General features: G+C 63.9%; 17 protein-coding genes. 13 read left to right on the top strand and 4 right to left on the bottom strand.

The window, feature by feature from the left end:
* Positions 1-28: 28 nt before the first annotated feature.
* Complete coding sequence (locus Q0L30_RS07855) at positions 29-1,546, bottom strand: mannose-1-phosphate guanylyltransferase/mannose-6-phosphate isomerase (protein ID WP_296653490.1); 1,518 nt, start codon at positions 1,544-1,546, stop codon at positions 29-31.
* Positions 1,547-1,661: 115 nt separating this feature from the next.
* Positions 1,662-1,835, bottom strand: a complete 174-nt coding sequence (locus Q0L30_RS07850) for a hypothetical protein (RefSeq protein WP_296653488.1) — start codon at positions 1,833-1,835, stop codon at positions 1,662-1,664.
* 205 nt (positions 1,836-2,040) lie between these two features.
* Here Q0L30_RS07850 and Q0L30_RS07845 point away from each other — a divergent pair, with 205 nt between their 5' ends.
* The 10 genes from Q0L30_RS07845 (at position 2,041) to Q0L30_RS07800 (ending at position 15,021) form a co-directional block, all read left to right on the top strand.
* On the top strand, positions 2,041-3,420 hold the full coding sequence (locus Q0L30_RS07845) for an undecaprenyl-phosphate glucose phosphotransferase (RefSeq protein ID WP_296653485.1): 1,380 nt from the start codon (positions 2,041-2,043) through the stop codon (positions 3,418-3,420).
* Between the two features lie 90 nt (positions 3,421-3,510).
* On the top strand, positions 3,511-4,926 hold the full coding sequence (locus Q0L30_RS07840; RefSeq protein ID WP_296653484.1) for a UDP-glucose/GDP-mannose dehydrogenase family protein: 1,416 nt from the start codon (positions 3,511-3,513) through the stop codon (positions 4,924-4,926).
* Positions 4,927-4,997: 71 nt separating this feature from the next.
* Positions 4,998-5,444, top strand: a complete 447-nt coding sequence (locus Q0L30_RS07835) for a low molecular weight phosphotyrosine protein phosphatase (protein ID WP_296653481.1) — start codon at positions 4,998-5,000, stop codon at positions 5,442-5,444.
* A complete protein-coding gene (locus Q0L30_RS07830; RefSeq protein WP_296653478.1) occupies positions 5,438-6,607 on the top strand; it encodes a polysaccharide biosynthesis/export family protein in 1,170 nt (389 codons plus the stop codon). Before Q0L30_RS07835 ends, Q0L30_RS07830 begins: the two co-directional genes overlap by 7 nt.
* Before the next feature lie 73 nt (positions 6,608-6,680).
* Positions 6,681-8,903: a polysaccharide biosynthesis tyrosine autokinase gene (locus tag Q0L30_RS07825; protein WP_296653475.1), complete on the top strand. Its 2,223-nt coding sequence runs from the start codon at positions 6,681-6,683 to the stop codon at positions 8,901-8,903.
* Between the two features lie 36 nt (positions 8,904-8,939).
* The gene (locus tag Q0L30_RS07820; protein ID WP_296653836.1) at positions 8,940-9,866 is read left to right on the top strand and encodes a glycosyltransferase family 2 protein; all 927 of its coding nucleotides are present in this window, start codon (positions 8,940-8,942) and stop codon (positions 9,864-9,866) included.
* Between the two features lie 32 nt (positions 9,867-9,898).
* Complete coding sequence (locus Q0L30_RS07815) at positions 9,899-11,044, top strand: glycosyltransferase (protein WP_296653472.1); 1,146 nt, start codon at positions 9,899-9,901, stop codon at positions 11,042-11,044.
* Positions 11,045-11,178: 134 nt separating this feature from the next.
* The gene (locus tag Q0L30_RS07810) at positions 11,179-12,585 is read left to right on the top strand and encodes a glucose-6-phosphate isomerase (protein ID WP_296653833.1); all 1,407 of its coding nucleotides are present in this window, start codon (positions 11,179-11,181) and stop codon (positions 12,583-12,585) included.
* On the top strand, positions 12,582-13,802 hold the full coding sequence (locus tag Q0L30_RS07805) for a glycosyltransferase family 4 protein (protein WP_296653469.1): 1,221 nt from the start codon (positions 12,582-12,584) through the stop codon (positions 13,800-13,802). Before Q0L30_RS07810 ends, Q0L30_RS07805 begins: the two co-directional genes overlap by 4 nt.
* Positions 13,803-13,848: 46 nt before the next feature.
* On the top strand, positions 13,849-15,021 hold the full coding sequence (locus tag Q0L30_RS07800) for a glycosyltransferase family 4 protein (protein WP_296653466.1): 1,173 nt from the start codon (positions 13,849-13,851) through the stop codon (positions 15,019-15,021).
* Positions 15,022-15,287: 266 nt separating this feature from the next.
* Here Q0L30_RS07800 and gmd read toward each other — a convergent pair whose 3' ends face one another.
* Together gmd and Q0L30_RS07790 are read right to left on the bottom strand one after the other, a co-directional pair.
* Complete coding sequence (gene gmd, locus Q0L30_RS07795; protein WP_296653461.1) at positions 15,288-16,331, bottom strand: GDP-mannose 4,6-dehydratase; 1,044 nt, start codon at positions 16,329-16,331, stop codon at positions 15,288-15,290.
* 46 nt (positions 16,332-16,377) lie between these two features.
* A complete protein-coding gene (locus tag Q0L30_RS07790) occupies positions 16,378-17,460 on the bottom strand; it encodes an acyltransferase (RefSeq protein ID WP_296653458.1) in 1,083 nt (360 codons plus the stop codon).
* Positions 17,461-17,874: 414 nt separating this feature from the next.
* On the opposite strand from Q0L30_RS07790, the gene Q0L30_RS07785 reads away from it, so the two are divergent.
* From Q0L30_RS07785 to Q0L30_RS07775, 3 genes are read left to right on the top strand one after another with little or no spacing between them, the layout of a single operon-like run.
* Positions 17,875-20,061, top strand: a complete 2,187-nt coding sequence (locus tag Q0L30_RS07785; RefSeq protein ID WP_296653454.1) for a hypothetical protein — start codon at positions 17,875-17,877, stop codon at positions 20,059-20,061.
* Between the two features lie 33 nt (positions 20,062-20,094).
* Positions 20,095-21,561, top strand: a complete 1,467-nt coding sequence (locus Q0L30_RS07780; protein WP_296653451.1) for a flippase — start codon at positions 20,095-20,097, stop codon at positions 21,559-21,561.
* Entirely contained in the window at positions 21,558-24,071 is a 2,514-nt protein-coding gene (locus tag Q0L30_RS07775; protein ID WP_296653449.1) for a glycosyltransferase family 4 protein, read from the top strand. Before Q0L30_RS07780 ends, Q0L30_RS07775 begins: the two co-directional genes overlap by 4 nt.
* The last annotated feature ends 10 nt before the right edge of the window (positions 24,072-24,081 follow it).

Below are 24,081 nucleotides of genomic sequence, written 5' to 3'. Positions count from 1 at the left end.
CGCGCCGCGTTCGCTCAGGGTTGGCCGCTTATTGCCGGCCATATTGATCGTCAAGACGCACGATATCGTCCTCGCCAAGGTACGAACCCGACTGCACCTCAATGATTTCGAGCGGCATTTTGCCGGGGTTTTCGAGCCGGTGCGCGACGCCGAGCGGAATGTAGGCCGATTCGTTCTCGGACACGATGAAGCGCTCTTCACCGCGCGTGACGAGCGCCGTGCCGCGCACGACAACCCAGTGTTCGGCGCGATGATGATGCATCTGTAGCGACAGGCGTGCGCCCGGATCGACGACGATGCGCTTGACCTGAAAGCGTTCGCCGCCGTCGACGCAGTCGTAATGTCCCCACGGGCGCTGCACGAGCCGATGCGTGACGGCCTCGCTGCCGTGCTGCGCACGAATGCGTTGCACGACCTTCTTCACGTCCTGCGAGCGCGAGCGGTCGGCGACCAGCACGGCATCCGCCGTCTCGACGACGATGAGATCCTGAGTGCCGAGGCACGCAACCAGCCGTCCATCCGAATGCGCGAACGTATCGCTGGCGCCTTCGAACATCACGCGCCCGTGCGCCACGTTGCCCTCGTCGTCCTTCGGCGACACTTGCCACACCGTGTCCCACGAACCGAGATCGGTCCAGCCTGCCGTGAGCGGCACGACCACGGCGGTCGCCACGGACGGATCGGTTGCGAGCGGCTCCATGACCGCGTAGTCGATCGAATTCGACGGCGCGTTTTCGAACGCTTCGCGTCCGACGCGAAAGAAGTCGCCGTCGGCGCTGCCGCTTTCGGTCGCGGCGACACAGGCCTCGTATATCGCGGGCTGGAAATGGCGGATTGCCTTCAGCCACGTGGTTGCGCGCACAATGAAGATGCCGCTGTTCCACCAGTAGCTTTTCGACGCGACGTACTGCTTCGCCAGCTCGAAATAGGGCTTCTCGACAAAACCGTTCAGGCGCCGCGCGCCATCGGGAGCGGCTGCGGCCAGCGGCTCGCCGACGTGAATGTAGCCATAGCCCACTTCGGGGCGGGTCGGCACGATGCCCATCGTGACGATCTGTCCCGCCGCCGCATGACGTACGCCTTCGGCCACGGCGGCCTGGAATGCGCCGAGATCCGCGAGCGCGTGATCGGCGGGCATCACGACGAGAATGCCGTCCTGCTGTTCGGCAACGACCGAAAGCGCCGCGATCGTCAGCGCGGGTGCGGTGTCGCGGCCCGCCGGCTCAAGAATGAGACGCGCACGCTTGCCTTCGTGGCGCACCTGTTCGGCGGTCGTGAAGCGATGCTCTTCGTTGCACACGATCAGCAACTGATCCGCAAGCGTGACCTGTTCGGCCAGCGCGTCGAGGCGTCCCGCCGTTTCGGCGAGCAGCGACCGTTCGCCGACGAGGTTGATCATCTGCTTGGGGTACTGCTCCCGTGACAGGGGCCACAGCCTCGAACCCGCGCCGCCTGCCAGCACCACGGGGCAGACCTGCAGCGTGCTGCGCGAATCGCCGCGTTCGGCCGCGCGCACCGTAGCTGTTGCGGAACCCGTTTCTATCATCTCGCTCTCCTGAAGAGGGTTTCGGTCGGGTCATTTGTAGCATGCTTAAATTCATGAATTAAAAGAGGGTAATTAAGAAAATGAAAAAATAACGATTTCAGCCTGACCCGGATTTTCAATAAAATGGATTCGCGAGTAAAAAATAAAAGAAAAAATGCCGGGAGGGCAGAAAGGCATTCTGCGCGGCGGCGATGCCGGTAGCCGGAAATCGGTAAGAATGCACCAGCAACGACCGGTGTTTCGGGCCTGCAGACAGGGAAAATCCGCAAATCTTGCCGAAAATATTCATTTAAAAAAGGCCATCCGCATAACGATACATTTGGAGATACTTTTGCGCCTTGCGGAATCAATTTTTATCGCGCCATATTAGGGTTAATTCGGATGCGATTTAACGGTGCTGGCGCGCAGTGAGCGCCGCAATCCCCAATTTGATAACGCGATGGCCACGACACAGGCCCGTGGCTGTGATTATTTTTTTATCCGAGGTGCCGGATATGTTTAGCGTTCTAGCCAGAATCATCGACGTTGCCGCCATTGCCGCGGGCGCGCTGGTCGCGGCCGCGCTGCATCACGGAAGGATCGTGCCGCTCAGCGACGCCGAAAGTATCGTGCTGGCGTTCAACTGCGTGCTGGCGATCTGGATGTTCCCCGCGTTCAGCATCTATCAGTCGTGGCGCGGCAAGTCGCTCTACGACCTCTTTGCCCGCGTGTCCATTGCCTGGATCGCCGCCGAAGCAACCGGCATCCTGCTCAGCTTCAGCGTGCACCGCGCGGATTCGCTGTCGCGGCTGTGGCTCGGATGGTGGGCAGTGGCTTCAGTGGTGCTCCTGATCCTGTCGAAGGCGCTCGGCTACATGGTGCTCAAGGGACTGCGCCGCGAAGGCTACAACCAGCGTGACGTGGCAGTCGCAGGCGGCGATCGCTATGGGCGCTTTCTCGTCGAGCAAATGCGCCAGCACCCGGAAGCGGGTTTTCGCCCCGTGCTGATGTTCGATGAGGATTGCGATGCCGATGTCGAAGCCACGGTGGATGGCGTGCCGGTGGAGCGCAATCTTTCGGCGATGCTCGATCGCGTGCGCGAGCACGGCATCCGCGAACTTTGGCTCGCGCTGCCGATCTCGAAGGAGCGCACGATTCATCGCATCGTGACGGAGTTGCGCGATGACTTCGTGAATATCCGCTTCATTCCGGATGTGCGCGCGCTGGCGCTTTTCAGCCAGCCCGTCGTGGATCTGCTGGGTGTGCCCGCAATCAATCTGGCCGCATCGCCGATCACGGATCTGCGCGTACTGCCCAAGCGCGCGTTCGACTGGCTCTTCGCCGCGTGCGTGCTTGCGGCACTCGCGCCGCTTCTTGCGGTGATCGCCGTGGCCGTGAAGTGCTCGTCGCCGGGGCCGGTGCTGTTTCGCCAGCGTCGCAAGGGGCTCGACGGCAACGAATTCGAAATCTACAAGTTCCGCTCGATGAAGATGCATGCGGAAAGCGGGGGGCAGGTCACGCAGGCGCGCCGCAACGATCCGCGCATCACGCGTGTCGGTGCATTCCTGCGCCGCACGAGCCTCGACGAACTGCCGCAGTTCATCAACGTGCTCAAGGGCGAGATGTCGGTGGTCGGGCCGCGCCCGCACGCGCTCGAACACGACGACATCTACAAGAATCTCGTGCGCGGCTACATGCAGCGCTATCGCATCAAGCCCGGCATCACGGGCTGGGCTCAGGTCAACGGCTTTCGCGGCGAAACGGATCGCGTGGAAAAAATGCGCGACCGCGTCCGGTTCGATCTGCATTACATGCAGCACTGGAGCTTCATGCTCGATCTGAAGATCGTCGCGATGACGATGTGGAAAGGCTTCGCAGGACAGAACGCATATTGAGCCGGGCGGGCACGCGGCGCGCGATAGAGCCGCCGGTCCCGCCGCCGGTCACACGGAAAGGCAATCGGTAATCATTTTATAGAGGTGGGCATGAATCTGACGATCATTGGCAGCGGTTATGTGGGTCTCGTAACGGGCGCGTGTCTGGCCGACATCGGCAACGATGTGTTCTGCCTCGATGTCGATGCACGCAAGATTGAAATGCTCAATCAGGGCATCGTGCCGATTCACGAGCCGGGTCTGCAGGAGATCATCGAACGCAACCGCCGCGCGCGGCGCCTGACGTTCTCCACCGATGTCGCAGCCGCCGTCGCGCACGGCGACGTTCAGTTCATCGCGGTGGGCACGCCGCCCGACGAGGACGGTTCGGCCGATCTGCAATACGTGCTGGCCGCTGCGCGCAATATCGGGCGGCACATGAACGGATTCAAGGTGGTCGTCGACAAATCGACCGTGCCGGTGGGCACCGCCGCGCTCGTGCACGACGCCATTGCGAGCGAATTGCGCAAGCGCGGGCAATCGCACATGTTCTCGGTGATGTCGAATCCCGAGTTTCTGAAAGAGGGTGCGGCGGTGGAAGATTTCGCGCGGCCCGATCGCATCGTGCTCGGCTGCAATGACGACATGCCGGGCGAGCGCGCGAAGGAAATGATGAAGCGCCTGTATGCGCCGTTCAACCGCAATCACGAACGCACGCTGTATATGGACGTGGCATCGGCCGAATTCACGAAATATGCGGCGAATGCGATGCTCGCCACGCGCATCTCGTTCATGAACGAACTTGCAAATCTGGCCGACCGCGTGGGAGCCGATATCGAATCGGTGCGTCGCGGTGTCGGTTCCGATCCGCGCATCGGCTACGACTTTCTGTACGCCGGTTGCGGTTACGGCGGCTCGTGCTTTCCGAAGGATGTGAAAGCGCTGATGCGCACGGCGGAAGATTTTGGCGACCCGCTGCAGATTCTCCGTGCGGTCGAATCGGTCAACAACGCGCAAAAACTCGTCCTTGCGCAAAAGATCGTCACGCGTTTCGGCTCGGACCTGAGCGGAAGGACATTCGCTGTCTGGGGGCTCGCGTTCAAGCCGAATACCGACGACATGCGCGAAGCGCCGAGCCGCACGCTGATCGCCGAACTGCTCGCGCGCGGCGCGAGCGTGCGCGCCTACGACCCGGTTGCGGGCGGCGAGGCACGGCGCGTGCTCGCACTCGATCTGGCGAGCGTGCCCGATCAGGCCGCGCGGCTCACCTACGCGAGCGACGCGATGGATGCCGTAGACGGCGCCGATGCGGTTGTCATCGCAACTGAATGGAAGGCATTCAAGGCGCCCGATTTCGACGTGCTGAAAATGCGGCTGAAGTCGCCGATCGTATTCGACGGCCGCAATCTTTACGATCCGCCCGCGCTTCAGGAACTCGGCATCGAATATCACGCCGTGGGCCGTGCGAGCGCGACGCAATCGGCGCGCGCACGTGCCGAGTCCGCTGTGCGGACCCAGGTCGCGTAAGCGCAGCGCGTACGGTAACAACGGGCAAACACTGGCAACAACGGGCAACAACGGGCAACAAAGGGGCCGCCATGTTTCAGGACGTGTTGATTGTCTGTCGCGCGAACGTCTGCCGCTCGCCCGCGGCGGAGCAGCTGTTTCGTGCGGTCTCGCGCGAACGCGCGGGCGAACGCAAGCACGCGTTCCATTCGGCGGGCATTCACGCGAAGGAAGGCGCGGACATGGATCCGGTAATGCAGCGCCTGCTCGAAGAACGCGGTGTCGCGGTGGGCGAGCATCGCGCGCGCCGCCTCACGCGGCGTCTCGTGCGCGCCGCGGATCTCGTGCTCGTCACGGAGCGCAAGCAGGTGTCCGTGATCGAGCGCATCGAACCCACCGCGCGCGGCAAAGTGTTCGCGCTCGGCAAGTGGGAAAACTCGGATGTCGCAGATCCGCACGGCCTCGATGAGGGCGTGTATTGCGACAGTCTCGAACTGATGGATCGTCTGGTGAAGGGATGGATGAGCCGAATATGCTAAGGAAAAAACTCACTGTAGTGCTGGCGCTGAGCGCGTTCGTTTCGGCGTGCTCCACGGCGCCCGGCAACTACCTCGATACGTCGCGATTGCACGAGGAACCGTCGAATCAGCCGAAACAGCAGTTGACGGTGCATCTGATCGACTCGCAACTCGTGATGCAGCAGGCCCAGGTTTCGGCGACGCCGCAGGTCATTCCGCCATCGCGCTATCACGACGCGGCGAATTACATCTATCACATCGCGCCGCAGGACATCCTCGGCGTGACCGTCTTCGATCACCCGGAACTCACGACGCCGCAGGGCTCGACGTTCTCGGCGGGCGGCAACACCACGCAGACCGTGGGTCAGGCGCTCTCGCAGCCCTACACGAGCGCGCTGCCGGGGCAGGCCGATCCATACGGGCAGACCGTTGCCTCGGACGGGACGATCTACTTCCCGTTCGTCGGGCGCGTGCGCGCGGCGGGCAAGACGCCGAGCCAGTTGCGCGACCAGCTCGCGTCAGGACTCGCACCGTACGTGAAGAACCCGCAGGTGGACGTGCGCGTGCTCGCTTACCGCAGCCAGAAAGTGCAGGTGACGGGCGACGTGAAGACGCCGGGTCCGCTCGCCATGAGCGACGTGCCGCTGACGCTTGTCGATGCGATCACGCGCTCGGGCGGCACGACCGACAACGCCGACATCAACCGTGTGCGTCTCACGCGCGGCGGCAAGCTCTACGTGCTCGACGCGGACCGCATGCTCGATGGCGGCGATACGAGCCAGAACGTGATGCTTCAGGACGGCGACGTCATCAACATCCCGGATCGCACGGATAGCCGGATCTTCGTGATGGGCGAAGTGAAAACGCCGACGCAGACGAGCTTGATCCGCGGAAAACTCACGATTGCCGACGCGCTCACGCAGGCGGGCGGCATTCTCGACACCGATGCGAACCCGCGCCAGGTCTTCGTGATGCGCGGGATGAAAGACAACCCCACTCAGCCGGATATTTACCGGCTCGACATGACGCAACCGGACGCGATCATGCTTTCGTCGCAATTCCAGCTCAAACCGCTGGATGTCGTGTACGTCGGCACGGCCGCCTCGGCTACCTTCAACCGCGTGTTGCAGCAGGTGCTGCCGACCATCCAGACCGTTTTCTATCTCAAGCAGATCGCGAAGTAATGCGTGTGCTGCCTCAGTACGAAGACGAACACAGTCAGGAGCAACACTTACTCATGGGGATCGAAACGTGAGCATGCAAATCATCCCGCAGGCGGCCCCGGCGGCTCGCACAGAAGAAGAGGACGTGGTCCTCGGCCAGCTATTGCGCGTCATTCTCGACGACATCGGCTGGCTCATCGCCATCGCGGCGGCTGTGATCGGCATCGCCGTGTTTTATTGCTACGTGGCGAAGCCGGTCTATACGGCCGATACGCAGGTCCGCGTCGAGCCGGCCGACTACACGTCTCAGGCGCTGACGCAAACGCAGACCGGTGCGGCGATCAACAGCGGATCGTCGACCTCGCTGCCGACCGACGCCGAAATCGCGATGATCAAGAGCCGCAGCGTGGTCGAGCCGGTTGTCGACAAGTTCAAGCTGAACTTCTCCGTCACACCGGTCTCGCTTCCGGTGCTCGGCAATCTGGCGAACCGGCTCGCGACGCCGGGTACGCCCGCAAAACCATGGCTCGGCCTCGACAAGTACGCGTGGGGCGGCGAAGTCGCCGACATCGATTCGATCGACGTGACGCCTGCGCTCGAAGGCAAGAAGCTCACGTTGACGGCATTGTCGAACGGGCGCTTCGTATTGCACAGTCCAGACGGCGAGCGCCTGCTCGAAGGTGTGGCTGGCGAGACCGCGCAGGGCAACGGTGTGACGTTGATGGTGAACAAGCTGGTTGCGCGTCCCGGCACGCGTTTTACCGTGGTCCGCATGAACAACCTCGACGCGATCACGGCATTCCAGAACGCGATCACGGTGCAGGAAGAGGGCAAGCAAACGGGCGTGATCGACATCTCGCTTGAAGATACCGATGCCGTGCGCGCCGCCGAAATCGCCAATGCGCTTGCGCAGTCGTATCTGCGCGTGCACGTTGCGAGCAAGCAGGCCGATGCGAGCAAGATGCTCGACTTCCTGCGCAGCGAGCAGCCGCGCCTGAAGTCCGACCTCGAAAACGCCGAAGCCGCGCTTACGGCCTACCAGAGCAAATCCGGTTCGATCAACGCGAGCGACGAGGCGAAGATCTATCTGGAAGGCAGCGTGCAGTACGAGCAGCAGATTTCCGCGCTGCAGTTGCAGATCGCTTCGCTGCAACAGCGCTTTGGCGACGCGCATCCGGTGCTCATCGCCGCGCACAAGCAGCTTGCCGAGCTCCAGGGCGAACGCGCCAAATACGACACGCGTTTTCGCGATCTGCCCGCGACGGAAGTTAAAGCCGTGCAGCTGCAACGCGACGCCAAGGTGGCCGAAGACATTTACGTGCTGCTGCTGAACCGTATTCAGGAGCTGGCGGTTCAGCGCGTGGGCACGGGCGGCAACGTGCATATCGTCGATGCGGCGATGCGTCCGGGCAAGCCTGCGAAGCCAAAGAAACTGCTGATCATTTCGGCCGCGTCGCTGCTCGGCCTGATTGTCGGCACGGGCTTCGTGCTGATGCGCCGCAATATGTTCAAGGGCATCGTCGACGCGGACCAGATCGAGCGCGCATTCCAGTTGCCGGTTTTTGGCCTCGTGCCGATGTCCACGGAGCAGACGGCGCTCGAAAAGCGCGCGCCCGTGCGCGGCGGCACGCGCATGCGCGAAGTGCTCGCGAACGTGCACCCGAAGGACCTCACGGTCGAAAGCCTGCGTAGCTTGCGCACCTCGCTGCAATTCAGCGTGATGGATGCGCGCAATCGCGTGGTGATGCTGACGGGTTCGGTGCCCGGCGTCGGCAAGAGCTTTATCACGGCGAATCTGGCCGTGCTGCTTGCGCACTCGGGCAAGCGCGTGCTGATGATCGACGGCGACATGCGGCGCGGCACGCTGGAACGCTACCTCGGCGGCTCGCAGGAGAACGGTTTTTCCGAACTGCTCTCGGGCCAGATCTCGCTCGATGAATCCATTCGCGCGACCGAAGTGGACAACCTGCATTTCATTTCATGCGGGCGACGTCCGCCCAATCCGTCCGAGCTGCTGATGTCGCCGCGCCTTGGCCAATATCTTGAAGGGCTGTCGCAGCGCTATGACGTGCTGCTGATCGACACGCCGCCGGTGCTGGCCGTGACCGACGCCGCGATCATCGGCGGGCATGCGGGCTCGACGTTCCTCGTGCTGCGCTCGGGCATGCATTCGGAAGGCGAGATTGCCGATACGCTCAAGCGTCTTCGCAATGCGGGCGTGCGCGTGCAGGGCGGCATTTTCAATGCGGTGCCGCAGCGTGCGCGCGGCAGCTATGCGTACGGTTACGCGGCCGCGCAGGAATATTTGAGCGCCTGATTCATGGATCGACATCACCCAACCCTTGAGCGCGCGATTCGCGTGACCGTGCTCGTGCCGACGTACCGCCGTCCCGAGGATCTGGCGCGCTGCCTGTCCGCACTGCTGTGCCAGGCGCGCTCGCCGGAGCAGATTGTCGTGGTTGCGCGTGCCGACGATGAAGCGACGCACGCGTGCCTCGCGGAACACGTGACGCCGCGCGTGCTGAACGTGGAGGTCGCGATTGTCGACGCGCCGGGGCAGGTGGCCGCGCTCAATCGCGGGCTCGAAGCCGCGACGGGCGACGTGATCGCGATCACCGACGACGACGCCGCGCCGCACAGCGACTGGGTCGCGCGCATCGCCCAGGCATTCGAGATCGACCCGAAACTGGGCGCACTCGGCGGGCGCGACTGGGTCCACGAAGCGGGGCGCGTGCTCGACGGCGAGCGCGAACTGGTCGGCAAGCTGCGGCCTTCGGGCCGCATTGTCGGCAATCATCATCTCGGCGTGGGCAAGGCGCGCGAAGTCGATCTGCTCAAGGGCGCAAACATGAGCTACCGGCGCGCGGCGATCGGCAGCCTGCGTTTCGACGCGCGTTTGCGCGGCAGCGGTGCGCAAACGCACAACGACATGGCCTTCAGCATGAGCGTGAAGCGCGCGGGCTGGAAGCTCGTCTACGACCCGCTCGTCGCCGTCGATCACTATCCCGCGCCGCGCCCGGGCGAAGACCCGCGCAACGCGCAGACGCTCGCGTCCATGCGCAACGCCGCGTTCAATCTCCATCTGATCCTGCTCGGCCATCTTTCGCCGCTGCATCGCGAGACCGCATGGTGGTGGTATGCGCTCGTCGGCACGCGTGTTTATCCGGGGCTGCTGCACGCCGGACTCGGCGCGCTGCGCGCCGGATCGCCGGGCGACGCCTTCGCGCGCTGGCGCGCGGTGCGCAACGGCGCACGCGAGGCGCGCCGCGCGCTTGCATAGCGCGCGGCCCACGATTACACGGAGGACCCTGAATGAGTAGTACGCAAGTCCACGTTCATCTGTTTTACGGCGCCGATCCGCGCCGCTATCGCAAGGGCGAGAACATCGGCAGCCTGTACGGTTACCATCACGCCCAATCCCCTGAATTCGCGCTCGATTATTCGCGCGATACCGACGAACGCGCGCCCGTGCGTTTTTTGCGCCGCGCACTGAAGACGGTGTGCGGTTTCGATTTCATTCATACGTGGCGCAATCGCCGCGCGATTCTGCAATCGGACGTAATCTGGACGCACACGGAGCAGGAGCATCTGGCCGTGGCGCTGCTCTTGCTGATGCATGCGCGCAAGGGCGGGGAGCGCCCGCTATTGCTCGCACAGAGTGTGTGGCTGCTCGATCGCTGGACGGGCTACAGTGCGTTGCGCCGCGCGTTTTATCGCAAGCTGCTCGCGCGCGCCGATCTGCTCACCACGCTGGCAAGCGAAAACGCGGCGCTCTGCGGGCGCTATTTCGGACGCGAAGCGCGCCGCGTGCTTTACGGCCTGAATACCGACGATTTTCCGCTGCGCCCGCCCACGCGCTGGGAGCCGCATGAGCCGGTGCGCATCGCCGCCATCGGCAACGATCGCGACCGCGACTGGACGACGCTCGTTGGCGCGCTCGGCGGCGACCCGCGCTATGAAGTGCGTATTGCCACGCGCCGCCGCATGCCGTCCTCGGCGCGCGCATCGAACGTCGAAATCGTGCGCGTGTCGGGCCTGACGCAACAGCATGCGCTTTACGAGTGGGCCGACCTGATCGTTGTGCCGTTGCGCCAGAACACGCACGCCTCCGGCATCACCGTCATGCTGGAGGCCGCCGCGCTCGGCAAGCCGATGATCGCGACGAAGGTCGGCGCGCTCGACGATTACTTCGACGAGCGGGCTGTTTCCTGGATCGAGCCGTCCAATCCGCAGCAATTGCGCGATGCGGTGAATGCGTTGGCAACGAATCCGGCGCGCGCGCTCGATCAGGCTCGCACCGCCTGCGAGCAGTTGCGCACGCGCGATCTGACGACCCAGCACTTCGCCGGGCAGCACGTGCAACTCACGCGCGAAATGCTGCTTGCACGCGACGCGCAGTACGCGCGCACGGCGGCGGGAACGTCGTCCGCCGCGCGCGGGCTGCCGCGAGGGATGTGACGATGCGACTGCCGCCCGCCATGCCTCGTCCTGTTCCCGTTCCAGGTCCCATCCCCGGTCCTGCGCCCGCCGTCATGGCGATGCCCATGCCGGCGCGCGCGCCGGCGCGCAAGCCGTCCGGCCTGCGTCGCGCGATGAGCCGCGATACGTTGGCGCCGCTTGCACTGTGGCTCTTGACGGCGTTGCTCGTGGTCGCGCACCAGGGCTCGGTGCTCACGGTAGCGTTCCCGGTGCTCGCGGTGATGACGGGCCTGTGGCTCTACTTCGTGAATCCGGTGCGTTATATCGGCTTCATGTGGTGGCTGTGGTTTCTGAGTCCCGAAGTGCGGCGCCTCGCCGACTACGGCAAGGGCGCGTTCACGCCGACAAGCCTGATCCAGGTTGCGCCGCTCGCCGTCACGATGATCAGCGGCATTTCGCTGCTGCGCTACTACCCGTTGCTCGCGCAGCGGCGCGGCCTGCCGCTCCTGCTCGCGCTGGCCGGTATCGGCTATGCATTCGTGGTGGGCGTGGTGGCGAGCGGCCCGGCCGCCGCTGTCTACGACCTTGCGAACTGGCTTTATCCGCTCCTGATCGGTTTTCACATCATGGTGCTCACGCGCCAGTATCCCGAGTCGCGCGACACGATCATCAATACGTTCATCTACGGCATGCTCGTCATGGGCATTTATGGTCTCGTGCAGTTCTTCGTGATGCCGCCGTGGGACGCGATGTGGATGATCGGTTCGGACATGAATTCGCAAGGCGACCCGGTTCCCTACGGCGTGCGCGTGTTCAGCACGATGAATTCGTCCGGGCCGTTTGCGTTCGCGATGATGGGCTCAATGGTATTCGTGATGGCGGCGAAGCACCGCGTGCGCTGGATCGCGGCGGCGGCGGGTTTCTTTGCGTTCGCGCTTTCGCTCGTGCGTTCGACCTGGGGCGGCTGGGCGATTGCGATGCTGATCCAGTTGATGAAATCGAGCAACCGCGTGCGTGTGCGCATCATCATCAGCGCCTTCGTTCTCGCGGGGGTGTGCGTGCCGCTGCTGACCGTGGGTCCTGTTGCGGACCGTATGCAGCAGCGCCTCAATACGCTCGCGAACCTCAGCAACGACCAGAGCTATGAAGCGCGTAACCAGTTCTATGCGGACTTCGCGAAGACCGCGTTTACCGATGTCACCGGCGAAGGCCTCGGCGCGACAGGCGCCTCGACGAAGCTCTCGAGCAACAACGGTCAACTCGGCAAGTACGGCAGCTTCGACAGCGGCGTGATGAACATTCCGTTCGTGCTCGGCTGGCCGGGCACGCTGCTCTACATGTCGGGCGTGTTGTGGCTGCTGGCGCGCGCGGTGCGCATCGCGCTGCGCATGCCTGAAGACCGCTATGTGTGCGCATGCCTGAGTCTCGCGGTATCGATCTTCGCGATGCTGGTGTTCACCAATTCGCTGGTCGGCACGGGCGGCCTGCTGCTGTTTTCCAGCGTGTTTTCCATACTCAGCGCGGGGCACTGGCACAAGCTGACCCGGCGCGAGACCGTCTTTACGGAGGTCATCGATTGAGAGTCGCAATCGTCACGCACGTCGTGCGCCATAACGACGGCCAGGGGCGCGTCAATCACGAGATCGCGCGCGCAGCGCTGGAAGAGGGATTCGACGTGACGCTGATCGCGTCGCACGTCGCGCCCGAACTGCTCGCGCATCCGAAGGTGACGTGGGTGCGCGTGCAACCGTCGCGCGCATGGCCGACCAATCTGTTGCGTCAACAGGTGTTCGCGCTGAAGAGCGCGCTGTGGCTGCGCCAGCATCGCGCCGAATACGATGTCCTGCATGTGAACGGCTTCATTACCTGGGCGCGCGCCGATGTCAACACCGCTCACTTCGTGCACGGCGGCTGGGCGCGCAGCCAGTACTACCCGTTCGGCCTCACGCGTGGCGTGTGGTCCGCCTATCAGTTCGTCTACACGCGTGCGAACGCCGTGCTCGAACGCTGGGCGTATCGCCGCTCGCGCGTGATTGCGGCCGTGTCGCGCAAGGTGGCCGACGAGATTCGCGTGTCGGGCGGCAATCCGGTCGAGCGGCTCGATGTGATTTATAACGGCGTCGATACGCAAACCTTCGCCTCGGCCAGCGCCGACCGGCTGAAGTTCGATCTGCCCGCCGACGCGTTTTTGCTGCTCTTCGTCGGCGACCTGCGCACGCCGCGCAAAAATCTCGGCACCGTGCTGCACGCGTTGAAGGCTTTGCCGGAGCACGTGCATCTCACGGTGGCCGGTTATCTGCCGGGCAGCCCGTACCCGGCGATGGCGCGTGAACTGGGCATCGCTTCACGCGTGCATTTCCTCGGCCTCGTGCGCGAGATGCCGACGCTGATGCGTTCCGTCGATGCCTATGTTTTTCCGTCGCGCTACGAAGCGATGAGCCTCTCGCTGCTGGAGGCGATGGCGGCCGGTCTGCCTGTCGTGACCGCGCGCACCGCGGGCGGCGCGGAGATCATCACGCCGGACTGCGGCATCGTGCTCGACGATCCCGACGATGTCGCCGCGCTTGCGCGCGCGGTCGGGCAACTCGCCGCCGACACGCCGCGACGGCACGCGATGGGCGAAGCCGCGGCGCAGCTTGCGATGTCGTTCGGCTGGGCGCGCATGGCGGCGCAATACATCGCGCTGTACCGGCAAATCGCGGGCGACGCGAGCGATGTCGCGCACCGCGACGCGCACGATCTCGCCCACGCCGCAATGCCGGGCGCGCATTCGCTGCAGCTCGAAGAAACGCCCTGAATACTGCATTCAAGCAATCGGGCAGAACAAGGAAAGGAAACACGTAATGACGACTCAATCCATCCATTCGCTGCAGATCGGCATGCACTGGTTTCCCGAGCGTGCCGGTGGACTCGACCGCATGTATTACTCGCTCGTGGGCGCACTGCCGGGAGCCGGTGTCCACGTGCGCGGCGTCGTGGCCGGTTCGCCGAAAGTCGAGCAGGATAGCGGCGGAGCGATTCACGGTTTCGGCTCTGCCTCGCGTGCGCTGCCGCTGCGGCTCATGTCCGCGCGCCAGGCGCTGCGGCGTGAAATCCGGCGGCATCGGCCCGATGTGATTTCGTCGCACTTCGCGCTCTACACGTTCCCGGGCCTCGATGTGACGCGCGGCATTCCGCAGGTCTCGCACTTCCAGGGTCCATGGGCCGACGAGAGCTTCGTTGAGGGCGCAGCGACCTTGAGCCAGCGCATCAAGCACCATCTGGAACAGTCCGTGTACGAGCGCTCGTCGCGGCTCATCGTGCTCTCGCGCGCGTTCGGCGATATCCTCACGAAGCGCTATGCGATCTCGCCCGAGCGCGTGCGCGTGGTGCCGGGCTGTGTGGACACCGCGCAGTTCGATCCGCCTTGCACGCCCGCCGAAGCACGGCTCAGGCTGCAACTGCCGCAGGGCCGGCCGATCGTGCTCGCGGTGCGCCGGCTCGTGCGCCGGATGGGCCTTGAAGACCTGATCGATGCGGTCAGGCAGCTCAAGCCGCGTCATCCCGACGTGCTGCTGCTGATCGCCGGACGCGGACGGCTCGAAGCGGAACTGCAGCAGCGCATCGACGATGCGGGCCTTGCCGACAATGTGAAGCTGCTCGGCTTCGTGCCCGACGCGCATCTGCCCTCGCTCTATCGCGCCGCGACGTTGAGTGTCGTGCCGACGGTTGCGCTCGAAGGATTCGGCCTGATCACCGTCGAGTCGCTCTCGGCGGGCACACCCGTGCTCGTGACGCCGGTGGGTGGGCTTCCGGAGGCGGTGGCGGGTCTTTCGCAGGATCTCGTCTTGCCCGCCACGGGTGCGGACGCCATTGCGGACGGCATCGACGCAGCGCTTTCGGGCAGGCTGAAGCTGCCCGATGCGCAGGCTTGCCGCGACTACGCGCGCAATCATTTCGATAACGCGGTCGTCGCGAAGCGGGTGGCGGAGGTCTATGCGGAGGCGATCGCCGCAGCGAATAGCGGCGTGCAGTAAGGGAAACGGGGCACGCTGTGCCCCTTTGACCGTTCAGGCGCGACGATGCTGCCGCGCCGGGTCGAAATGGTTGTTTGAACAATCGGCGCGCGTGTGTCTATCGCGCGCCGTTTCGTATTCGCGTGGTTGATCGCCTGGGTGATGCGGCGTATTTCAACGCGGTACGCACTTCACGCCGATCACATAACCGGCGACGCCGGAAATTGCATCCGCACCGCCATGGAGCGGCGTTGAAACCGTCCATGCCGGTGATCGGTGCGTCTGCATCAAATTGCGTCGGGGCGCTCGTTGCGCGCGAGATCGGCGGTCACCATCATCTGGCACAACTGTTCGAGCGAGGTGCGGGCTTCCCAGCCGAGTTCCTCGCGCGCCTTGCTCGCATTGCCGATCAGCAGATCGACCTCGGCGGGGCGGTAGAAGCGCGGATTCACGCGCACGAGCTGGCGTCCCGTGGAGATGTCGACGGCCGTTTCGCGTTCGTCGCGGCCCGACCATTCGAGTTGAATGCCGGCGGCGGCAAACGCCATCGTTACGAAGTCGCGGACGGTTTCCGTGCGGCCCGTGGCGAGCACGTAGGTGCTGGGGCGTTCGGCCTGAAGCATGCGCCACATGCCCTCGACATACTCCGCCGCAAAGCCCCAGTCGCGTTTGGCGCTGAGATTGCCGAGTTCGAGCGTGGTTTGCTTGCCGAGCTTGATTCTGGCGACAGCGTTCGTGATCTTGCGCGTTACGAATTCGTGGCCGCGCAGCGGCGATTCATGATTGAAGAGAATGCCGCTCGTCGCAAAGATGTCGTACGACTCGCGATAGTTGACCGTCGACCAGTGCGCGAACAGCTTGGCGGTGCCATACGGGCTGCGCGGGTAGAACGGCGTATCTTCGTTCTGCGGCACGGTCCGCACCTTGCCGAACATCTCGGACGTGGAGGCCTGATAGAAGCGAATGTCGGGATCGACCATGCGGATCGCTTCCAGCAGATTCAGCGCGCCGATGCCGGTGGCTTCGGCGGTCGTGACCGGCTGGTCGAACGACACGCCAACGAAGCTTTGCGCCGCGAGGTTGTAGACCTCGTCCGCGCACGCATGCTCGATGAGCCGCAGCGTGGAGCCCGAATCGGTGAGATCGTGCTCGACGAGTTCGAGTGCGGGATGCTCGAGCACACCGAGTTCGCCCATGCGCCAGAAATTGGTGGAACTGGTGCGGCGATACGTGCCGGTGACGTGATAGCCCTTGTCGAGCAGCAGGCGGGCCAGGTACGCCCCGTCCTGGCCGGAAACGCCGGTAATAACGGCTTTGCGTCGTGCATTCATGGGATGTCCCTTACGTGAGGTGATGGTGAGTCCGATGGCCTGCGAATCAGGACCGTGTGCCCGAAGCGCGCGCCATGGCGGTGGCGTGCGGCTGCGTGGTGTGCGCGGCGCGTGGACCGCGTGTCAGGCGTTTTTCGAAGAGGAACCAGCTGGCGCTCGCATAGACGAGCGTCAGCGCAAGTGCGATGACGGCGCTCTCCACGCGTCCATGTCCGAGACGCCACACGGCGTACAGGAACGTGAGGTGAATGAGGTAGATCGTGTAGCTGATCGTGCCGAGATAAACGAGCACGGGATTCGACAGGGCGCGCCGCACGATGCCTTTCGATTGCAGCGCAACGACGACGAACGACGTGCAGAGCACAAGCGAGACGCTATAGAGCATCGCGTTCGAAAGCGGCGTATTGGCGGCGCGAAAGCGCGGGTAATGCAGATGCAGCCACGCGAGCACGGCGAGTGCGGCGAAAAAGAAAATCGCGGCGAGCACCTTGAAGCGTTCGAGTGCGTTGCGATCGCGCTGCACGAATATCGCAAGCAGTGCACCGGCGGCGAGCAGATCCATGCGGAACGGCGTGAGATAGTAGATCGGCCAGAACGAGTCGAACCACGGCGTGGCGATAGCGCGCAGCACAGGCACGCTCACGATGAGCGCCATGGCCGCGACAGCCAGCAGCCTTCGCGGCAACAGCAGCACCACGAAGGGCCAGAAGATGTAGAACTGCTCCTCCACGGCGAGCGACCAGAGGATGTTGAGGCTGTCGTGGCCGCTCTGCCCGAGCGCATCGCCGATATTCGTTGCGAAGAACGCATACCAGGGCCAGAAACGTAGCCACCCGAGGCCGAACAGCAGCGACGAGATCACCATCAGCAACAGATAAGGCGGCAGGATGCGGCGGATCCGGCGCGCGTAGAAATAGCTGAAATACGACTGACCGCGCGCCTTGCGTTCGAGCAGGATGCCGGTAATCAGAAAACCGCTGAGCACGAAAAACAGATCGACGCCCATCCACAGCGGCGCACGCAACGCATGCTGGGCGAACACGGCCATCACGGCGAGTGCGCGCAGTCCGTCGAGCTGGACGATGCGGTGTGAAGGCGGGTTTTGAATGGCGAGGCTCTTGACGGTCATCAGGTGTCCGGTGGGTCCATACGCAGATAGTCCGGATCATTCTAGAAAGAATTAATTGGCCAAAAACCGCGAAAGATATTCGCTTTGTAAATGGGAAATAACAGCGATCCGAAGCTTGAATAGCGGGTCCTTATCGAACGGAACAGCGTGGAACGATTTTCGGTGTGCGTCCGGTGCGAGCCGGAATCGGAAAAAACATCTTGATTTGCAGGCGATGCGGCATGTTTGACCGCATTCTCCCCATTAAGAGAGATTGGGCAGGAATAGGGCGAAAACGTTGAAGCATTGAATTTTTTTGAATTATTTTCGGTTTTCGACAGACGATTTTTCTCGCTGGTTGTGCGGCATGATCCGGACAGATTGCCGAGAAGCCACGGAGGAATTGCCTTGCCGTTATTGAGTCCCGGTCACCGCATGCGTAGGCCGCTGGCGCTAGCCGTACTGTGCGCATGTATCTGCACGTCGTCGGTTCAGACCGTAGCTGCGCCGCAATTGAATGTGACCTCGTCGTGGATCGGCAATACGTATGGTTATGGCGACGGCGCGTGGACGCAGATCAATATCACCGCCATTGCCGTTACGCCTGAAGGCAAGGTATTGACGAATGCGCCGTGGGACGAGAGCGGTGCGGAAATCAGCGCGTATCAGGACGGCAAGGTGCTCGGCTTCGCGGGCGGCACGCACGGTTGGGGCGGCAGCGGCGGCAATGCGATTGCCGTCAATAAGCGCTATCTGTATGCGGCTGTGGGCGTCGGCAATGAAAAGGGGCACCTCGTCGGTATCGGCATCTGGCCGCCGAAGGGGCATCAGTGGATCGGCATTACGCGACGGCCGCTCGACGACCCGAAGCATGCGGCGGCGTTCCAGTCTTCGCCCGATCCGCTCAACCCGCACGCGCAACTCGCGGGTGCGTTTCTCAAGATCAACGATGTCACGACGGGCGCTCATGCGGATATCGGCGGCCTTGCTGCATCCGACTCGACGCTCTATGTGAGCAACACGGCGACGAATCGCATCGAGGTTTACGACGCCAACACGATGCAGCGCCAGTCGCAGTGGGATGTTCGCGAGCCCGGGCGCATTGCGCTCGCGAGCGACGGATCGCTGTGGGTGCTCACGGGCACGCTCAGCGGCCACGCGCCGCGCGTCGCGCATTACTCCGCGCAAGGCAAATTGCTCGCTGAAGAGGCGCTCGTGCTGCCCACCGATGCGGTGCCCGTCGATATCGCCGTGGATCCCGCACAGCGCCTTCTGATTGCGGATAACGGGCCGCGTCAGCAGGTTCTCATCTACGCGCGCAACGGCAACGGCTATACGCAAAGCGGCACGCTGGGCGAACGTGGCGGTATTTTCTCCGGCGTTGCAGGGCGTCCCGGCCCAGGCCGTTTCAACGGCTTGACCGGTGTCGCCGCCGATGCGCGCGGCAATATCTATGTTTCGACCAACGGCATCGGGCCGCGCCACGAAAGCATCGGCGCGGGGCTCGGCGCGACGCTCGAGAGCTATACGCCCGCGGGCAAGCGCAACTGGATCGTGGAAGGGCTGCTTTTCGTCGACGGCGCCTGGATGGACCCGTCGCGGCCGAACAGCGTTTATACCGGCAACAAGCGCTTCGAACTCGATCTCTCGAAACCGGCCGGGCAGGAATGGAAATACGCTGGATTCCTCTCCGATCGATTCCGCTATCCCGACGACCCGGTTTTTCACACCGATCAATGGCCGGGCTTGCCGACTGCACGCGCGCTGGAGGGACACACGTTCCTCTATTTGACCGACATGTACGCCGATCATCTGAAGATCTATCGCTTCGATGCGCAGCACGACGGCGAGACGGCGATTCCCTCGGGCTTCATTGCGGGACGCGAGCGGCCGGTGCTGCACGTGCCGAATGCGCCGCCCGGCGGCGACTGGATCTGGCGCGACACGAACGGTAATGGCGCGTTCGACGCGGGCGAATTCACGCGCAATCCGGGCCGCGAGAAGCTGGGCGGCGGCTGGGGCTGGTGGATCGACACGCGCGGCGATATCTGGCGCGCACGCGACGATAAGGGCATCTGGCGCTTTCGCTTCGGCGGCCTCGACGCGAAGGGCAACCCGATCTACGCGTACGACAAGCTCGACAAGTACGACGTGCCCGCGCCGTTTACCGAAGTGCATCGCGCGATCTACGAGCCGGATAGCGACTCGCTCTACGTGACGGGCTACACCGCCGATGCGCCGTACGATCCCGGTTTCTGGAAAGAAGCGGGCCGCGTGCTCGTGCGCTACGACCACTGGTCGAGCGGCCACCCGGAACAGCGCTACGTGCTGCGCCTGCCGTGGGACCCGAAAGCGAAGCCGCCTGTCACGCCGGCTGGATTGACCGTCGAAGGGCAATACGTGTTTGTGGTCGAGCCCGCGGGCAACGTCCACGTGTACGACAAAACCAGCGCGAAGGAGATCGGCACCTTCGGGCCGGGCCCGGAAGTCGGGCGCGCATCGGGTTGGGTGGACGTGCCGTTCGGCATCAGCGCGCACCGGCAGCCCAATGGCGAATATCTGGTTTTCGTCGAAGAGGATGCGCGCGGCAAGGTGCTCATGTACCGCTGGAAACCGGCCTGACGCCGCATCGAATCTGCCGCTACTGGAATCTTCATGGACAAAGGAATACTGCGTAACGTCGCGATTAATCTGCTCGGTCTCATACTGCCGACCTTTGTGTCGCTGGTCACGGTGCCTTCGTATATCCGCCTGCTCGGCGTCGAGCGTTACGGCGTGATTGCACTCGTGTGGACGCTGATCGGCTATTTCAGCGTGCTCGATCTCGGCATGAGCATGGCCGCACAGAATCAGATTTCGAAGGCGCATGCGTCCGGCGACGCCGAAGCCTGCGAACGCGTGTTCTGGAGCGCGTTCTGGCTCAATTTCACGACCGGTGTGATCGGCGGCCTGCTGATCTATTCGGGCGGCGCGCTCTATACCGCGTATTTCACGCACGTTTCAGCCGAGCTGCGCCACGAGGTGTATCTCGCGCTGCCTTGGCTCGCCGTGGCGATTCCGCTGGCGAACGTCACGTGGGTGTTTGCGGGCGCAATCAACGGCGCCGAGCGTTTCGGCATCTACAACACGAACCAGACAATCGGCACGTTCCTGTTTCAGTTGCTGCCGCTTGGCGCGGCGTGGGCCGTCGCGCCGAACCTGCAGACCGTGCTCGCCGCCGCCGTCTTCGCGCGGCTCATTGCGGGCGCGATGCTCGGGCGCTCCGCACTGCGCGTGCTGAATATCCGCACGCTGCGCGCACCGCGTTTCGATACGTCGAAGGCGCTCTTCAACTTCGGCGGGTGGATGCTGATTTCGAGCATCACCACCATGGTGGCCGATTCGCTCGATCGCATGATGCTCGGCGGCGGCCTTGGCGCGCGCTTCGTCACCTACTACACCGTGCCGCAGAACCTCGTCACGCGCCTGAACCTCGTGCCGAACGCGCTCGTGCGCACGCTGTTTCCGCGTCTTTCCGCGCTGCATCGCGAACATGCCGACGAAATCGCCGCGCAGTCGCTGCAGTTTCTCAACGCGGTGTTCACCCCGGTCGCCATTGGCGCGATTGTCGTGCTCGGCCCGTTCTTGCATGCGTGGGTCGGGCCCGTGCTCGCCGAGCATGGCGCGCCCGTGGGCCGCTTGCTGATTGTCGCCGTGTGGTTGATCGGACAGGCCAGCGTCACGCGCGTGCTGATCCAGGCGCAAAACAATCCGGCGGCGACGGCGCGCGTCGGGCTCATCGAATTGCCGTTGTTCGCGGGCTTGTTGTGGCTCGGCATCAATCGCGCCGGTTTGCCTGGCGCCGCCACGGCGGTGCTGGCGCGCGCGCTGTTCGACTACCTGGTGCTGCTGTATCTCTCGCGCATCCATGCCCGCACGATTCTTGTCGACATGTTCGCGCATTTGAGTTTCCTCGCAGCCGCGCTCGCGCTCGCATGGTGGTTGCCGGGCGCGGTTTACGCGATTGGCGCGGGCGCGGTGCTTGCGGCGGCGAATGTCGTGTGGTCGGTGGCGACCACGCCGATGCTGCGCGGCTACGCCCGTTCTCTTCTGTTTCGTTTGAATTCACGGAAAAGCGCATGAGTCACGAATTGATTGACGAAGCGGCGCCGTCCGAAAGCGTCGCAGCGCCCGCTATCCGGCGCGAGGTGCCCCCAACGAAACGCGGCGAGGCCGCGCTTGTGTCAGCGCCTGCGACAGCGCCTGTGACCGCACTGCGGCCAGCGCCGCTCAGGCGTGCGCCGCGCGTGGCGATCGTGCACGACTGGCTCGTCACTTACGCAGGCGCGGAACGCGTGCTGGAACAGATCATCGCGTGCTTTCCCGAGGCGGATCTCTTTGCCGTGGTCGATTTTGTCGACGAGAAGGATCGTGCGTTTCTGCATGGCAAGCCGGTTACGACGTCGTTTATCCAGAAGCTGCCGTTCGCACGCGAGAAATACCGCACGTGGCTGCCGCTGATGCCGCTCGCCATCGAACAACTCGACGTGTCGGCCTACGATGTGGTGATTTCGAGCAGTCATGCGGTGGCGAAGGGCGTGCTGACCGGCCCGGACCAGTTTCACCTGAGCTATGTCCACTCGCCGATTCGCTACGCGTGGGACCTTCAGCATCAATACCTGAACGAATCGAATCTGACGCGCGGGCCGAAATCGGCGTTGGCGCGGCTCATTCTTCACTACATCCGCAACTGGGACGTGCGCACGGCGAATTCCGTCGATCAGTTCGTCGCCAATTCGCAGTTCATTGCGCGGCGCATTCGCAAGGTGTATCAGCGCGAGGCGCAGGTGGTGTATCCGCCCGTCGATATCGATTCGTTCGAACTCGAAACGCAGAAGGAAGATTTCTATCTGACTGCGTCGCGGCTCGTGCCGTACAAGAAGATCGATCTGATTGTCGAGGCGTTTGCGCGTACGCCGGAACGCAGGCTCGTCGTGATCGGCGATGGGCCGGACATGAGCAAGGTGCGCGCGAAGGCCGCGCCGAACGTGGAAATCATGGGCTATCAGTCGTTTGCCGTGCTGCGCGAGCGCATGCAGCGCGCGAAGGCATTCGTGTTCGCAGCAGAGGAGGATTTCGGCATCTCGGTTGTCGAGGCTCAGGCGTGCGGTACGCCCGTCATCGCTTACGGCAAGGGCGGCGCACTGGAAACGGTGCGCGATATCGCGTCCGATAGAGTGCGGCCCACGGGCCTCTTTTTCGCGGAACAGCGTGCCGAGGCGATCATCGCTGCCGTCGATGCATTCGAGCGCGACCCGGGGCGTTTTCGCGCCGAGGATTGCCGGGCGAATGCCATGCGGTTTTCGACCGCGCAGTTTCGCGAGCAATTGTTCGCGCGCGTGGCGCAAGCCGTGCCGGAGATTGCGATGCGCGATGTCACGCGTGCGGTGCCCGCGCGTGGCGAACAGGCTGACGCCGCCGCGGCTCGCGCGCCGCGCGTGCTCGCCATCGACCAGAGCGGCGTGCTGGGCGGCGCGGAGCTGTCGCTGCTCGAAGTGGTGAAGGGGCTGCGCGCGCGTATCGAAGTGCTGCTGTTCAATGACGGGCCGTTTCGCGAAGCGCTAGCCGCCGCTGGCGCGCGCGTCGACGTGCTCGATTCAGGCGCGCTGCACAACGTGCGGCGTGACGGCGGCGCGGCGCCGCGGCTCGGCGTGCTGGCCGGTGTCGCATCGCTCGTGCGTGAGACGCGGCGCCGCGCGCGCAACGCGGACGTGCTTTATGCCAACACGCAACGTGCGATGGTGATCGGCGTGCTGGCCGGGCGGCTCGCACGCAAGCCCGTAGTCTGGCATTTGCGCGATATTGTGAGCGAGGCGCACTTCGGCCGTGCGCAGCGCGCGATCATCAAGATGTGCGCGAAGTATGGCCTCGCGCAGGTGATCGCCAATTCGCATGCCTCCGCAGAAGCGTTCGAGCAGCTCACCGGGTTCGACGCGCGCCGCATCGAAGTCGTGCACAACGGCGTCGATGAAGCGCCGTTTATCGCGCTGAAGGATGTGGAGCAAAAACAGTTGCGCGAGCAAACAGGTCTGCCGGCCGACGCTTTCCTCGTCGGTGCATTCAGCCGTCTCGCGCACTGGAAGGGGCAGCACGTCCTGCTCGAAGCGGTGCGGCGCGACGCGCGCATGCACGCGGTGCTGGTGGGCGCGCCGCTGTTCGGCGAAGACGCTTATGCGGCGGAACTGCGCGCGTTTGTCGACGCGCATGACCTGTCCGGGCGTGTGCACTTTCTCGGCTTTCGCCACGACATTGCAGCCTGCATGCGTGCCGTCGATGTCATCGCGCACACGTCGATCACGCCCGAGCCGTTCGGCCGCGTCGTCGTGGAAGGCATGCTGGCGGAGCGCCCGGTCGTGGCTTCGCGCGACGGCGGCGTGACCGAAATTGTCGAGCACGGCGAGAGCGGACTGCTGTGCACGCCTGGCGACGCCGGTGAGCTGGCCGCCACGCTTGCTTCGCTGCACGACGACCCGGCATTGCGCGCACGTCTCGTTGCACAGGGACTGGCGCGTGCGCGTGCGCGCTTCGGGAAGGTGCAGTACGTCGAGGCCGTGGAACGGGTGCTGAAGGAAGTTGCTACGCGTCGCCGGTAAAAGCGGATCG

It is taken from the genome of Paraburkholderia sp., assembly GCF_024281035.1.
Classification (GTDB): Bacteria; Pseudomonadota; Gammaproteobacteria; order Burkholderiales; family Burkholderiaceae; genus Paraburkholderia.
Note: the sequence above shows the minus strand (reverse complement) of the source record. Positions and strands in the feature narration are given on the sequence as shown.

Excerpts from the sequence above, each read along its gene's own strand:
- Q0L30_RS07855 (WP_296653490.1), bottom strand. The coding sequence starts at position 1,546 with ATGATAGAAACGGGTTCCGCAACAGCTACGGTGCGCGCGGCCGAACGC.
- Q0L30_RS07850 (WP_296653488.1), bottom strand. The coding sequence starts at position 1,835 with ATGAATATTTTCGGCAAGATTTGCGGATTTTCCCTGTCTGCAGGCCCG.
- Q0L30_RS07845 (WP_296653485.1), top strand. The coding sequence starts at position 2,041 with ATGTTTAGCGTTCTAGCCAGAATCATCGACGTTGCCGCCATTGCCGCG.
- Q0L30_RS07840 (WP_296653484.1), top strand. The coding sequence starts at position 3,511 with ATGAATCTGACGATCATTGGCAGCGGTTATGTGGGTCTCGTAACGGGC.
- Q0L30_RS07835 (WP_296653481.1), top strand. The coding sequence starts at position 4,998 with ATGTTTCAGGACGTGTTGATTGTCTGTCGCGCGAACGTCTGCCGCTCG.
- Q0L30_RS07830 (WP_296653478.1), top strand. The coding sequence starts at position 5,438 with ATGCTAAGGAAAAAACTCACTGTAGTGCTGGCGCTGAGCGCGTTCGTT.
- Q0L30_RS07825 (WP_296653475.1), top strand. The coding sequence starts at position 6,681 with ATGCAAATCATCCCGCAGGCGGCCCCGGCGGCTCGCACAGAAGAAGAG.
- Q0L30_RS07815 (WP_296653472.1), top strand. The coding sequence starts at position 9,899 with ATGAGTAGTACGCAAGTCCACGTTCATCTGTTTTACGGCGCCGATCCG.
- Q0L30_RS07810 (WP_296653833.1), top strand. The coding sequence starts at position 11,179 with ATGAGCCGCGATACGTTGGCGCCGCTTGCACTGTGGCTCTTGACGGCG.
- Q0L30_RS07800 (WP_296653466.1), top strand. The coding sequence starts at position 13,849 with ATGACGACTCAATCCATCCATTCGCTGCAGATCGGCATGCACTGGTTT.
- gmd (WP_296653461.1), bottom strand. The coding sequence starts at position 16,331 with ATGAATGCACGACGCAAAGCCGTTATTACCGGCGTTTCCGGCCAGGAC.
- Q0L30_RS07790 (WP_296653458.1), bottom strand. The coding sequence starts at position 17,460 with ATGACCGTCAAGAGCCTCGCCATTCAAAACCCGCCTTCACACCGCATC.
- Q0L30_RS07785 (WP_296653454.1), top strand. The coding sequence starts at position 17,875 with ATGCGTAGGCCGCTGGCGCTAGCCGTACTGTGCGCATGTATCTGCACG.
- Q0L30_RS07780 (WP_296653451.1), top strand. The coding sequence starts at position 20,095 with ATGGACAAAGGAATACTGCGTAACGTCGCGATTAATCTGCTCGGTCTC.
- Q0L30_RS07775 (WP_296653449.1), top strand. The coding sequence starts at position 21,558 with ATGAGTCACGAATTGATTGACGAAGCGGCGCCGTCCGAAAGCGTCGCA.